15 protein-coding genes are annotated in these 12,374 nt (G+C 34.6%); 13 read left to right on the top strand and 2 right to left on the bottom strand.

The window, feature by feature from the left end:
• Nucleotides 1-84 precede the first annotated feature (84 nt).
• Nucleotides 85-987: a PhzF family phenazine biosynthesis protein gene (locus tag B0A67_RS07865; protein WP_072957934.1), complete on the top strand. Its 903-nt coding sequence runs from the start codon at nucleotides 85-87 to the stop codon at nucleotides 985-987.
• Nucleotides 988-1,040: 53 nt separating this feature from the next.
• Here the strand turns inward: B0A67_RS07865 and B0A67_RS07860 are convergent, their stop codons facing one another.
• Entirely contained in the window at nucleotides 1,041-1,268 is a 228-nt protein-coding gene (locus tag B0A67_RS07860) for a CDGSH iron-sulfur domain-containing protein (RefSeq protein ID WP_056248078.1), read from the bottom strand.
• Nucleotides 1,269-1,622: 354 nt separating this feature from the next.
• Between B0A67_RS07860 and metG the strand changes: the two genes are divergently transcribed.
• The 12 genes from metG (at nucleotide 1,623) to B0A67_RS07800 (ending at nucleotide 11,897) form a co-directional block, all read left to right on the top strand.
• Nucleotides 1,623-3,680 carry a methionine--tRNA ligase gene (gene metG, locus B0A67_RS07855; protein WP_072957216.1) on the top strand — a complete coding sequence of 686 codons (2,058 nt, stop codon included), beginning with the start codon at nucleotides 1,623-1,625 and terminating at the stop codon, nucleotides 3,678-3,680.
• Nucleotides 3,681-3,832: 152 nt separating this feature from the next.
• On the top strand, nucleotides 3,833-4,069 hold the full coding sequence (locus tag B0A67_RS07850; protein WP_072957219.1) for a hypothetical protein: 237 nt from the start codon (nucleotides 3,833-3,835) through the stop codon (nucleotides 4,067-4,069).
• The gene (locus tag B0A67_RS07845) at nucleotides 4,051-4,350 is read left to right on the top strand and encodes a type II toxin-antitoxin system RelE/ParE family toxin (RefSeq protein ID WP_072957223.1); all 300 of its coding nucleotides are present in this window, start codon (nucleotides 4,051-4,053) and stop codon (nucleotides 4,348-4,350) included. The genes B0A67_RS07850 and B0A67_RS07845 overlap by 19 nt, the downstream gene beginning before the upstream one ends.
• A 252-nt stretch (nucleotides 4,351-4,602) precedes the next feature.
• Nucleotides 4,603-4,878, top strand: coding sequence for a hypothetical protein (locus B0A67_RS07840; RefSeq protein ID WP_072957226.1), 276 nt, complete (start codon nucleotides 4,603-4,605; stop codon nucleotides 4,876-4,878).
• A gap of 145 nt (nucleotides 4,879-5,023) precedes the next feature.
• Entirely contained in the window at nucleotides 5,024-5,911 is an 888-nt protein-coding gene (locus B0A67_RS07835; protein WP_072957231.1) for a DMT family transporter, read from the top strand.
• A gap of 177 nt (nucleotides 5,912-6,088) precedes the next feature.
• Nucleotides 6,089-6,796, top strand: a complete 708-nt coding sequence (locus B0A67_RS07830) for an HAD family hydrolase (protein ID WP_072957234.1) — start codon at nucleotides 6,089-6,091, stop codon at nucleotides 6,794-6,796.
• A complete protein-coding gene (locus B0A67_RS07825) occupies nucleotides 6,796-7,437 on the top strand; it encodes a chloramphenicol acetyltransferase (RefSeq protein WP_072957237.1) in 642 nt (213 codons plus the stop codon). The genes B0A67_RS07830 and B0A67_RS07825 overlap by 1 nt, the downstream gene beginning before the upstream one ends.
• Nucleotides 7,438-7,523: 86 nt before the next feature.
• On the top strand, nucleotides 7,524-8,654 hold the full coding sequence (locus B0A67_RS07820; RefSeq protein ID WP_072957239.1) for an OmpA family protein: 1,131 nt from the start codon (nucleotides 7,524-7,526) through the stop codon (nucleotides 8,652-8,654).
• Between the two features lie 128 nt (nucleotides 8,655-8,782).
• Entirely contained in the window at nucleotides 8,783-10,237 is a 1,455-nt protein-coding gene (locus B0A67_RS07815; RefSeq protein WP_072957242.1) for a hypothetical protein, read from the top strand.
• Nucleotides 10,238-10,329: 92 nt separating this feature from the next.
• Nucleotides 10,330-10,848 carry a ferritin gene (locus B0A67_RS07810; RefSeq protein WP_072957245.1) on the top strand — a complete coding sequence of 173 codons (519 nt, stop codon included), beginning with the start codon at nucleotides 10,330-10,332 and terminating at the stop codon, nucleotides 10,846-10,848.
• 82 nt (nucleotides 10,849-10,930) lie between these two features.
• Nucleotides 10,931-11,116, top strand: a complete 186-nt coding sequence (locus B0A67_RS07805; RefSeq protein WP_072957249.1) for a hypothetical protein — start codon at nucleotides 10,931-10,933, stop codon at nucleotides 11,114-11,116.
• A gap of 91 nt (nucleotides 11,117-11,207) precedes the next feature.
• Nucleotides 11,208-11,897, top strand: a complete 690-nt coding sequence (locus B0A67_RS07800; RefSeq protein ID WP_072957253.1) for a DUF2461 domain-containing protein — start codon at nucleotides 11,208-11,210, stop codon at nucleotides 11,895-11,897.
• Nucleotides 11,898-11,970: 73 nt separating this feature from the next.
• Here B0A67_RS07800 and B0A67_RS07795 read toward each other — a convergent pair whose 3' ends face one another.
• Nucleotides 11,971-12,303 (bottom strand): single-stranded DNA-binding protein, encoded by a 333-nt coding sequence (locus B0A67_RS07795; RefSeq protein ID WP_072957256.1) that lies wholly within the window; start codon nucleotides 12,301-12,303, stop codon nucleotides 11,971-11,973.
• Nucleotides 12,304-12,374 lie beyond the last annotated feature (71 nt).

The following is a 12,374-nucleotide window of genomic DNA, read 5'->3' as shown; positions in this document are numbered from 1 at the left end:
TATGTTTCTATGTGTTAAAACAATTACGCCCAACACGATATATGAACTTACATCACTTATATGGTAAAAAAAACAACTATAATAATGAAAGATAGAACCGCATTAGAATACTATGTTTTAGATGTATTCTCTAACAAAAGTTACAAAGGAAATCCGTTGTCTGTTGTTTTTACCAATGGCAATTTAGCATTAGAGACTTATTCTAATATTGCAAAGGAATTTGGCTATTCTGAAACTTCGTTTGTTTATTACTCTACAGCACAAAAAGCCCTGAATGTTCGTTCGTTTACCCCAACAGGTTTTGAGGTCGATGGTGCCGGACATAATTTATTAGGAGCAGTTTGTGCGGCATTATTCAAAAAAATCTCCATTTTTGAGGAGCAAAACGAAACCAATCGTTTTGTCATCATGAAAGACAGTCCAATACGATTAACCACAAGTTTTGATCCCGTTACCGAATATCCCATTGTACAAATGCATCAAAAACCGGCTGTGGCACTAAAAGAAGTTCCGGCTTCGCTAATAGCAAAAGCACTTGGTTTGGCTATTGATGATTTGACCGTTGACGAACTCCTTCCTACGATCGTTCAGACCGAAGTGGCGCATATCATGGTTCCCATCAAAAACAGACGATTCCTGCACGATTGCATTCCTGATAATAAAAGATTAATCGAAATTTCGAAAGAATACGGATTTGAAGGGTTTTATTGTTTCACACTTTCTGACGAAGATCCAAATAATATAGCCGAAGCCAGATTTTTTAATCCGTTAATCGGTATTGATGAAGACGCCGCTACAGGAACGGCCGCCGGACCTTTAATAGGTTTTTTGACTAAAACGAAATACACAAAACCCAATACCGAATATAAAATCCTGCAAGGCGTAAAACTAAATCAGCCTTCGTTGATTGAAGTCATGGCCAGAGAAAATGATATTTTGGTGGGTGGTTCTGCGGTTATTACGATGAAAGGCGAAATTTATATATAAACAAAAAGCTGCATGATGCAGCTTTTTTTATAATACCCAGAAAATAGAATTTCTTAGTTTGTTTTCATTGGCGGTAAATCGAATGCGATAGAATCGTGTTCGAAGTTATTACGGTGTCCTCCGTCGCAGAAAGGTTTGTTTGCAGATAATCCGCAACGGCAAAGTCCTAATGCAGCTCTTCCTTGTAGTCCGTAAACAGTTCCTTCTGAATCCATGATTTCAAAATCACCTTCGATTTTGATAGATCCGTTTTTATTGATGATTAATTTTGTCTTGCTCATAACTTGTTTTTGTTTTTTTTCAGGGCAAAGATTGCAAAATAAATTTTTAAGATTTTAGTTTGGAAGCTAGTTTAAACTGGTTCTATTTTATTGTTATTTCACAGAGTTGCACAGAGATTCACTAAGTTTTTTTTTAAAGAAATGAGAATTAATCTCGTAAAGTCTCGAAGTCGCAAAGTTTTTGTTTCACGCAGATTCCGCAGATTGAGCAGATTTAATTAAAAAACTTTGCGCCTCTGCGCCTTTGCGAGATTAAAAAACTTTCGTGAATCTTTGCGAAAACCTTCGTGAATCTCTGCGAAACTTAGAATTCTCAATTCTATTGCTTATTTTTGCACTCAATAAAATTGAGTTATGATACAAAATCCAAAGAGATATACTATTACGGCGGCATTGCCTTACACCAACGGACCTATACATATTGGGCATTTGGCGGGGGTTTACGTGCCTGCAGATATTTATTCGAGATATTTACGTTTGCAAGGAAAAGACGTTGCGTTTATTTGCGGAAGCGATGAACACGGGGTTGCAATTTCGATGAAAGCAAAAAAAGAAGGAGTTTCGCCACAAGAAATTATTGATAAATACGACGGAATCATCAGAAAATCATTTGCTGATTTCGGAATTTCGTTTGATAATTATTCTCGTACTTCGGCTAAGATTCATCATGATACGGCTCAGGATTTTTTCAGAAAACTGTATGATAAAGGCGATTTTATTGAAGAAACAACAGAACAATTGTACGATGCAAAAGCAGATCAGTTTTTAGCAGATCGTTTTGTAGTGGGAACTTGCCCTAAATGCGGTAACGAGGAAGCTTACGGAGATCAGTGTGAAAAATGCGGATCGACTTTGAATGCGACAGATTTAATAAACCCAAAATCGACCATTACAGGAGAAACTCCAATTTTAAAATCAACAAAACACTGGTTTTTGCCTTTGGACAGATATACTGATTTCCTAACGGAATGGATTCTGGTTGGACATAAAAACGACTGGAAACCGAATGTTTACGGACAAGTAAAATCATGGGTTGATGGCGGACTTGAGCCTCGTGCCGTTACGCGTGACCTTGATTGGGGAATTGATGTTCCGGTTGAAGGTGCCGAAGGAAAAAAATTATACGTTTGGTTTGATGCGCCTATCGGATATATTTCATCAACAAAAGAATGGGCGGCGCGTGAAGGAAAAGACTGGGAACCCTACTGGAAAGATGAAGACACAAAACTGGTACACTTTATTGGGAAAGACAATATCGTTTTTCACTGTATCATTTTCCCGGCGATGCTTAAAGCCGAAGGAAGCTATATTTTGCCGGATAATGTTCCTGCAAATGAGTTTTTGAATCTGGAAGGAAATAAACTTTCGACTTCTAAAAACTGGGCAGTTTGGCTGCACGAATATTTAGAAGAATTTCCGGAGAAACAAGACGTTTTGCGTTATGCATTAACATCAAACGCTCCAGAAACTAAGGATAATGATTTTACATGGAAAGATTTTCAGGCGAGAAATAACAACGAATTGGTTGCCATTTTTGGTAATTTTATTAATCGTGTTGTAGTTCTAACGAACAAATATTACGACGGATTTATCCCAACGCCAAATGAATTATCTGAAGTTGACGAAAATACTTTGGCAGAATTAAAAGCGTATCCGGCTGTGATCTCAAGTTCAGTGGAGCGTTACAGATTCCGTGAAGCTTTGGGAGAATTAATGAATGTGGCCCGTTTAGGAAATAAATATCTTGCCGATGAAGAGCCTTGGAAAGTAATGAAAGACAATCCGGAACGTGTAAAAACTCAAATGTATGTCGCACTTCAAATTGCTGCTGCGTTGAGCATTCTTGCTGAACCGTTCTTGCCTTTTACTGCAGCTAAATTGTCAAGAATCCTTAAAAACGAAGGCAAACTGAAATGGAATGATGTTACGGAAAATTCAGAATTGATTCCGGAAGGTCACCAAATTGGTGAAGCTGAATTATTATTCGCAAAAATTGAAGACGAAGAAATACAAAAACAAATAGACAAATTGGAAGCTACAAAAACCGCTAATCTTGCCGAAAGCAAACAACCGGAACCTCAAAAAGATTTGATTCAGTATGAGGATTTCGCCAAAATGGATTTACGCGTAGGAACAATTATCGAAGCGGAGAAAATGCCAAAAGCAAACAAACTTTTGGTTCTAAAAATTGATACCGGAATCGACGTTCGCACGATAGTTTCGGGAATTGCCGAAAGCTTTTCGCCAGAAGAAATCATTGGTAAACGTGTTACAGTTTTGGCCAACTTAGCGCCAAGAGTTTTACGCGGTGTTGAAAGCCAGGGAATGATCTTAATGACAACAAATGCAGAAGGTAAATTAGTATTCGTAAATCCTGATACTGATGCGCCAAATGGTGAAACGATAAATTAAGGTTTTTAGTTAAATAATAAATAAGAGAAAGTTATCCGCCTAAAACATCTGGCAGATAACTTTCTTTATTTAAATACGTTTATATAAATAATCATACTCAACTTACACAATCTGAGAATAAATCTTTAATTTTGAATATCTAAAGAAACATTATGGACTTGACTGCACAAATAAAAAAGAATTTAATATCCAGAATCAAAGATTCTAAGGATTTGAATTTTCTAAATGCACTTCAAACTATTTTTGATTCATCTGAACATGAACTTTATGAATTGTCTAATGACCAAAAAACGGCAATTGAGAGTAGTCGTACAGAGATCAAAAATGGAAATTTTCATAAAAATGAAGAAGTAATTTCAGAAATGAGAGAATGGCTAAAAAAGAAATAGTTTGGTCTTCTTTGGCCAAACTTCAACTACAAAATGTTCTTGAGTATTATTTTATTAGAAATGAAAGTCCAACTTATAGCTTAAAACTTCTAAACGAGGTCGAAGATTTATTAGAAACACTTTCGAATTCAGAACTGATTGGAAGACTTACTTCCAATAAAATCACTCGTGTTGTTTCTATGAAAGTCTATCTAATATTCTATGAAATAAACGGAAATCAAATTGAAATAGTATCTTTTTGGGACAACCGCCAGGATGTTAAAAACAGAAAAGTAAAATAACCTTTTTTTGTGAAAGGTTAAATGCAAAATGTAAAAAAAATAAGTAATTTCTTGCTTTATTTTTTTTTACCTGAATTTATAATTGTAAGTTTGTTTTGCAAAAATACAGTAAGGAGTAATCCTTGAAACATTAAAGTTAACATAAGCGATTCCCTCGCCACGATGTTCCTGCGGAAACAATGGAAATTCTATCCTTACGGGTATTTTTGCACATCTAAAGCGAGGGTTTCGTGCGTTTAATATTTTTCGAATATGCAAAAAGAAAATGAAAAAACATCAGAAACTGCTGTAATGACAGCAATGGCAAAATTTCTTTCGGACATTTGGTTCGTAGATGAAATTAGAGATCAACCAGAACATTTAGCCAAGATTTTCGACGCTATTCTGGTAACAGAAACGGGAGATCATCAAGATCTCCGCATTAAAATGATAAGCTGCATTAGAACCATCAAAACTTTGGTGAAAGCGCTTGAACCCTTTTCTGATATTGAAATTAAAACTGCCTATCAGAAAATGATGAATGCCTAATACCACACAAAAACAAATTCAATCCTTATATTTTATATTTTTCAAAAAAGCGCGAACCGATTAAGATTTTTAATAGATTCGCGCTTTTTGCTTTCAAAGTATTCACTTTGTAAAGTATCTTTGAAAAATAATACACGAATATATAATGAAACTCACCAAACCAAGATTAGCTTTAATCTGCGGAATACTTTGTATTTCGATATTCCCAATATTGGTTAAACTAAAATTAGCATCGGGATTAATCTCGGCTTTTTACCGCATGGCTATTGCTCTGGCGTTGCTTTTGCCTTATGTACTTATTACTAAAAATTTTAAACTTCCAAAAACAAAAATAATTCTATTGGCAGTACTTTGCGGCATTTTATTTGCCTCAGATGTTGCTGTCTGGAATATTGCCATTCAGGATTCCAGCGCTACTCAGGCTTCTTTACTGACGAATTTATCTCCGGTTTGGGTAGGAATTGGGTCTTTTTTCTTTTTGAAGGTACGTCCTGCAACTAATTTCTGGATTGGAACTCTGGTTTCATTATTCGGAATGATCACTTTGGTGGGTTTTAGCTTTTTTCTGGAATTAAATTTTAATCAGGCTTTTTTGTTTGCTGTTTTATCCGGGATCCTTTATTCCATTTATCTTTTGGTGAGTAAAAAAGTACTTTCAGAAATTGATGTTTTATCATTTATGACAATTAATCTAATCGCTTCAAGTATTTATTTAGGAATCCTTTGTTATGCCTTAAACGAACCTTTTACTGGGTTCTCAGATACGGGCTGGTTTGTATTTGTCCTTCAGGCCGTAATGTGTCAATTGTGCGCCTGGCTTTCGATTAGTTATGCCACGCAGCATATGCGCGCGACCAGAGTTTCGTTAAGTTTATTGAGCCAGGCGGTAATTACATCCATATTAGCTTGGTTGTTTTTAGAAGAACAGATAACTTTACAAATGGTTTTTGGCGGAATTATTTTGCTATGCGGAATCAGAATTACTTTTTATGACAAAACTATTTCATTAAAAAAGCTGTTTTCTAAGAATTAAGATTGAGAAATGGCACGCGGATTTTACTGATTAAAGGGGTTTACGCTGATTGTTTATATAATAATTCGTGAATTGCTTCGCCTGTTCGCTATCGCTCGGGTCGTGGCGAAAAAAACCTGAAACCTGAAACAAATCTGCATCCAGCAGAAAACCTGAAACTAAAAAAACAACATCTTTATGTTACATAGAAACAAAATACCCAACCTAAAAGTAATCGCATTTGATGCTGATGATACTTTATTTGTGAATGAACCTTACTTCGAGGAAACGGAGCATAAATTCTGTGCTTTGATGGAAGATTATCTTTCGCATCAGGGCATTTCGCAGGAATTGTTTAAAATCGAAATTGCTAATTTGCCTTTATACGGATACGGAATCAAAGGATATATTCTTTCGATGATTGAAGCAGCGATGAATATTTCGAACAATACAATTCCGATTGAAGTTGTCGCAAAAATCATTCAATACGGAAAAGAATTACTGGAGAAACCTATTGAACTTCTTGATGGAGTCGAAGAAACATTGCAGGCTTTGCACGGAAAATACAAATTGGTTGTGGCCACAAAAGGCGATCTAAAAGACCAACACAGTAAATTACACCGCTCCGGTCTGGGCCATTATTTTCACCATATCGAAGTAATGTCAGACAAACAAGAAATCGATTATGAAAAACTATTAGGCCGTTTAGACATTCAGGCAAACGAGTTTCTGATGATCGGGAATTCATTAAAATCTGATGTTCTACCCGTTTTAGGACTTGGAGGTTATGCCGTTCATATTCCGTTTCACACCACTTGGGAACACGAAAAAATTAATCACAAAGTCGAACACGAACATTTTAGTTCATTCGAAAAAATTACCGAAGTTCTACAGAACTTATCATAATGAAAACACTTTTAGATTTAGAAAACTGGAATAGAAAAGAGCATTTCGAACATTTCAGCAAAATGGAAGAACCTTTTTTTGGCGCCACCGTAGAAATTGATTGTACAAAAGGATATCAAACTGCAAAAAGCCTTAACGCTTCTTTCTTCATTTATTATCTGCACAAAACATTAGTTGCAGTAAATGCGATCGAGAATTTTAAATACAGAATTGCCGATGGCAAGATCTATATTAATGATCGTATTGACGCATCTGCCACAATAGGACGCGGAGATGGCACTTTCGGATTCTCATTAATCGAATATAATCCCGATTTTAAAATATTCGAACAAAATGCTTTAGCCGAGATAGAACGCATTCAAAACACAACCGGACTTTTTACAAGATCGTTTGATGATGATAATCTGATTCATTTTTCGGCAATTCCGTGGTTGAATTTCACGTCACTTTCACATGCTCGTAGTTACACATTTCCAGACAGTTGTCCTAAAATTTCTTTTGGCAAAATGATCACTTCTCAAACCGGAAAAAGAACTATTGCTATGTCCGTTCATGTTCATCATGCATTAATGGACGGCCTTCATTTAGGAAAATTTGTTGATTACTTTCAGGAATTGATGGATGACACACCCCACATTTAACCCTATTCTGTTATTTTTATGACTTTTATCGGATGACAATTCTTACAAAATATCGTTGGTTTGAGGCAAATTAAAACTCAATAATAATGAAAAAAATTGTAATGACTCTCGCATGTGCATTAGCGTTAGTAAATGTAAATGCACAAACCGAAAAGAAGACGACAAATAGCTTTAATAAATGGTCTATCGAATTAGGAGCAGGATTAACTAAACCTCAAAGACCATTTTCAGCTGGATACTCAACCGATACACCAAGTCCTTGGGTTGGTGAAATAGGAGTTCGTTATATGTTTAACAACAAATTTGGTTTAAAAATTGATTACGGATACAACAGCTTCACCGATGGTGATGATTCTATGAAATTTGATTCAAAATACCAAAGATTAGATTTACAAGGAGTTGCAAACTTAGGTCGTATCATGAATTTCGAAACATGGACTAATACTTTTGGTTTATTAGGACATGCAGGTTTTGGAGTAGGACAATTAAAAAGTGATAATTTTACCGGAAAAGACTGGACAGGTAACTTTATTGCAGGTGTAACCGGACAGATAAGATTGTCTAACAGAATTGCTTTAACCGGGGATTTCTCTACTATTCTAAACGCATCGCAAGATCATACTTTTGATGGTGCTGCTGTAGACAATAGAGGATTTTCAGGTCTTATGTTTAACGGAACAGTTGGATTACAGGTTTATTTAGGTAAAAATGCAAAACATGCTGACTGGGTTGTTGTTTCGAATGAAACTGATCTTTCTGCATTAGAAAACAAATTAGCTGAATTACAAAATACAATAAATAATATTCCTCCAACAAAAGAGGTGATTGTAGAAAAAGCAGTAATCAATCCTCCAGTGACTGATAAAGATATTGTTAGAGATATGATCAATGACAGATACTACAGTGTTTATTTTGACTTTAACAAATCAACCCCTATTGAGAACTCTACTGGTGCCATAGATGTTGTTCTAACTTATCTAAGAAAAAACCCATCGGCTAATATTGATATTATTGGTCATGCTGATCAGGTTGGTAAATCAGAATACAATGAGAAATTATCAAATGCAAGAGCTAATAGTGTTAAAACTATTTTAGAAAAAGCGGGTATTGCATCTTCCAGATTAAATGTTGTCGCTAACGGAGCTGATACATCTATTCAAAAAGATTCCGAAGAAGCAAGAAGATTAGCAAGAAGAGTTACTTTCAAGGTAAAATAATTCAACTTTAAATAAGTCAGGGCCCAAAAAGAAATCTTTTTGGGCTTTTTTTATTTTACCCAATTACCATTTTACTTTTATCCATTAAATTTAATTAAATTTGAACTAATATTTGTGTCTCTAAACTCATGAAAAAACTTCTTCTTTTTTTTCTTTTAGCCTCTCCATCAGTATTGTTAAGTCAGACAATCTTAAATTCTTATCCGTTAAATCTAACAAAAATTGATGAGAACGGCCAGATCTTAAATGCCCAGGATGTAAAAAATCAGGATGTATATGTTTTTGCAGCAGATTCTAAAAACATCAACATTCTAAAATACAGCAAATCTTTTTTCCTGACCAAACAATTTACTGATTCTATACGAGACGCAGAAAACCGTTCTTTATTGGGTAGCAGTATAAGCGACGACGGAAATCCAACGCTTTACTGGAGCTCTAGAGAATCTCAAAATATTAGAATTATAAAATATTATCTGGACAATAATACTTCAAGGACTTTAAATTTTAATATTCCTGAAAACAATGAATATATAATAATGACATTTCAAAAAAATAATAATTTCTATATTCTTGGAAAAGAAAAAGACAGCCAGCATCTTCTTCTTTATGAAATGAAAAATGGAAAATGTGAAATAAAAATGTTTGATTTTTCGGCTGCCCGTTTTCAAAATGAAAGAGGCCAAAATCTTACTTTCAGTTCACTGATCCGCTATTTTCCAATTCAGAAAATGGAATCAGAGGATTTTAATCCTTTAAATAAAACTGTACATATAAATAAACTGTACGTTCTCAATGACCGTATTATTTTGACATTTGATTACAACCAAAAAAAGACACAGGTTTTCGATCTTAATATGGAAACGGCAGAGATGACGGAGAAAAACTTTACTCAGCCGGATTCTAAAACTATATCTAAAACCTCCAATTCTTTTTTTAGCGAAAACAAATTATTTCAGGTCAAAGCCAGCAAAGACGAATTTTTGTTTGCTGTAAAAGATTTTGATTCTGAAAAGACGATTAAAAGTATTTCGGTTTCAAAAAAAGACACTATTCTTTTCAAAAACTCGCATTTATTCCTTCAGATAAACGATAATAAACCCAAAGAACTAAAAACTACCACTAAATTCCTTAGTCAGTTATCAGATTTGAGCGTGGGTCTTTCGGTTTTAAAAAACAATAAAAACAGCTATATCACATTTGGCGGGTATTTAGAATATATTGTTTCTGACTTTAACTACGGCCGAAGCAATTCTTTTGACAGTTTTGAAAATCAGGTACAGTATCGCCAAAGCAAGATGGTGTATTTTGATTCGGTGTTAAATGCTAATTTAGATTTCGTAACAGACGATAAATCAGAACCTTTAGCTATTGATAACATCTTTTATTATCTGGGAACGAATAAAAATGCTGCACTTCAAAATATCCTTAAATTAAAAGATTATTATATTTTAAGTTATTATGACACTGTTTTAAAACAATATACTATTCGCAAATTTACAGATGGTGTTATAAGAGAAGACAGCGGAAATCCGATCAGTAACAAAGCCATTTTTTCGCAATCCTTGCCTCTTAAAAAATCTTAAATTATTGAGAATTAATTCAAATGTCACGTGTTTTTGAATTTCAAAAAACGGTTTGAATTATTTTTTCCTAACTTTACAAAAAAGTCATTATTATGTTATCAAAAAATATTGAGTCAGCTTTAAATAAGCAAATTCGCATAGAGGCAGAATCATCACAAACTTACCTTTCTATGGCTTGTTGGGCTGAAGTACACGGATTAGAAGGAATCGCACAATTTATGTACACACAATCAGACGAAGAGCGTGCACATATGCTTAAGTTAGTTAAGTATGTAAACGAACGTGGAGGTCACGCGCAGATTACTGATCTAAAAGCGCCTAAAACATCATATTCTACTTTTAAAGAAATGTTTGAAACTCTTTATAACCATGAAATTTATGTCTCAGAATCTATTAATGAGTTAGTACACATTACTTTCTCTGAGAAAGATTATGCAACTCATAATTTCTTGCAATGGTATGTAGCAGAACAAATCGAGGAAGAAGCAACAGCTAAATCTATTCTGGATAAAATTAACTTAATTGGTGATGACAAAGGCGGACTATATTTGTTCGACCGTGATATTCAGCAATTAACGGTTACAAGTTCTATTGCAATCAACCCAAAATAAAAAATAGTTAAAGTTTATTTAGAATACTTAAAAATAACTATTTTCTTTTATATTTGCTTCTGTTTTTAAATACGGAGGAAAATTGAGCAAGAAAGAAAAAGATAAGGACAAGAAAAAGGATAAAAAGAAAAAGAAGAAAGCAGCTATCCTTGACAAGATTAAAAAGTTGGAAAACTGTAAATCTTCGTGCTGTGAGAAATACAAGAAAAGCGAAAAGAAACGCTGCTCTCGTTGTCCTATGTTTGATTTATTCAAAAAAACTGCTTAACTACATATACACAAAACCCACCAAAAAATTGGTGGGTTTTTAGTTACATCACAATCGAGCTCCGATTTTAAAAAGATTTTAAATTTTAATTATGGAAAACATTATCATCCCCAAATCCAGTCTTGATTTTTTGACCCAACTCAAAGAAAACAATAACAAACCCTGGTTTGATGCCAATAAACCTGCTTACCTCAAAGAACTAAATCATATTGAAACATTTGCCGGTGCATTGCTTCACGAACTGTCAAAAACCGATGTTTTAGAAACTGCTTCTGGCAAAAAAAGTGTTTACAGAATTTACCGTGATATTCGCTTTTCTAAAGACAAAACACCTTTTAAAACCTTTTGGGGAGGAAGTTTTACCCGCGCAACAAGTCAGAGACGAGGCGGTTATTATTTTCATCTGGAAAAAGGAAACAGTTTTTTTGCCGGCGGTTTCTGGGGCCCAAATGCGGGAGATCTAAAACGCATAAGAAGCGAATTTGCTCACGATTCTGAACCCATGAAAAAGATATTGAATTCAAAATCTTTTGTCAAAACTTTTGGGGCTTTACAAGGCGAGCAGCTCAAAACTTCTCCCAAAGGTTTCGATGTAAATCATGAAGCCATCGATTTACTGCGTTACAAACAATTTTTGATCATTAAACGTTTTACGGATGATGAAGTATTAAGTCCGCTATTTTTAGAACAAGCCCTGGATACATGCAAAAACATGCGACCTTTTTTTGACTATATGAGCGAAATACTTACTACTGACATCAACGGCGCTTCTGTTTTGTAATTACATTCAACACAAAATTAAACCCGACAGGTTTTAAAAACCTGTCGGGTTTACAATCAAACCTGGTAAAACGTTATTTACTAAGCAACAGAATTTCATTGACCACAACTTCGGTGATGTATTTCTTTTCACCGTTTTTATCATCGTAACTTCTGTGAGTCAGTTTTCCTTCAATGGCAACCTCTTTTCCTTTCACAACATATTTCTCGATAATTTCTGCCGTTTTCCCCCAGGCTGTAACACGATGCCATTCTGTTTGTTCGACTTTTTCACCTTTATCATTGGTGTATTTGTCGTTTGTTGCGATCGTTAGATGAGCAAGTTTTTTTCCGTTTTCTAATGTTTTAATTTCCGGGTCGTTTCCTACGTTACCAATTAATTGTACTCTGTTTTTCATTGCATTCATGGCGTATAATATTTAAATGTTCGTATATAATGAATTCGATTATCAAATTCAACATTGCAAAGATGCGTCGA

Origin of the sequence: Flavobacterium aquidurense (genome assembly GCF_002217195.1) — a bacterium.
Lineage (GTDB): Bacteria > Bacteroidota > Bacteroidia > Flavobacteriales > Flavobacteriaceae > Flavobacterium > Flavobacterium frigidimaris.
This window is presented reverse-complemented; position numbering and strand designations above follow the sequence as displayed.